The organism is Micromonospora sp. AB353, from assembly GCF_049538395.1.
GTDB lineage: Bacteria > Actinomycetota > Actinomycetes > Mycobacteriales > Micromonosporaceae > Micromonospora > Micromonospora aurantiaca.
In genome coordinates, this window is sequence record NZ_JBMVFV010000177.1 from 1 (window position 1) to 1,173 (window position 1,173).

A 1,173-nucleotide genomic window follows, 5' to 3' on the forward strand; every position below is an offset into this window, starting at 1 on the left:
TGGTCGGAGCTGGCCGGCGTCAACGCGTCGGCCAGCGCACCGGTCGCCGGCACGGTCGTCGGCACCGACGAGCCGATCGCGATCGTGGGCATGGCCTGCCGCTACCCGGGCGGGGTGGAATCCCCCGACCAGTTGTGGGAGCTGCTGGCCGGCGGCGGTGAGGGGATCGGGGAGTTCCCGGCGGATCGCGGTTGGGATCTGGAGTCGCTGTTCGACCCGGACCCGGAGCACAGCGGTACGTCGTACACGCGCCACGGGGGTTTCCTGTACGGGGCGGCGGAGTTCGATCCGGGTTTCTTCGGGATCTCGCCGCGTGAGGCTCTGGCGATGGATCCGCAGCAGCGGTTGCTGCTGGAGGCGTCGTGGGAGTCGTTCGAGTCGGCGGGGCTTGATCCGCAGCGGTTGCGGGGCAGCCGGACCGGTGTGTTCGCCGGTGTCATGTACCACGACTACGCCTCCCGCCTGATGGAGCTGCCGAGCGAGGTGGAGGGCTACGTCGGAACCGGCACCTCCGGCAGCGTGCTGTCCGGTCGGGTCGCCTACACCTTCGGCCTCGAAGGCCCGGCGGTCACTGTGGACACGGCGTGCTCGTCGTCGCTGGTGGCGCTGCACCTCGCCGCGCAGGCGTTGCGTTCCGGTGAGTGCGACCTGGCGTTGGCCGGTGGTGTGACGGTGATGGCGACGCCTGGCACGTTCATCGAGTTCTCCCGTCAGCGCGGTTTGTCGCAGGACGGCCGGTGTAAGTCGTTCGCCGCGTCGGCGGATGGTACGGGCTGGTCCGAGGGCGTCGGCGTGCTGCTGGTGCAGCGGCTCTCCGACGCCCAGCGCGAGGGCCGGAAGATCTACGCCGTGGTACGGGGCACGGCCGTGAATCAGGACGGTGCGTCGAACGGGCTGACCGCGCCGAACGGTCCGTCGCAGCAGCGGGTGATCCGGCAGGCGCTGGCGTCGGCGCGGCTGTCGCCGTCCGACGTGGACGTCGTCGAGGCGCACGGCACGGGTACGACGCTGGGTGACCCGATCGAGGCGCAGGCCGTCCTGGCCACGTACGGGCAGGACCGGCAGGGGCGGGAGCCGTTGTGGCTCGGCTCGGTGAAGTCGAACATCGGGCACACGCAGGCGGCTGCCGGTGTGGCCGGTGTGATCAAGATGGTCATGGCGATGCGGCACGGT

The 1,173-nt window shown here is 70.8% G+C and carries 1 protein-coding gene; it reads left to right on the forward strand.

The window, feature by feature from the left end; genetic code table 11:
- A partial coding sequence (locus ACPCK6_RS29560; RefSeq protein WP_423482852.1) for a type I polyketide synthase occupies window positions 1-1,173 on the forward strand: 1,173 nt, incomplete at both ends.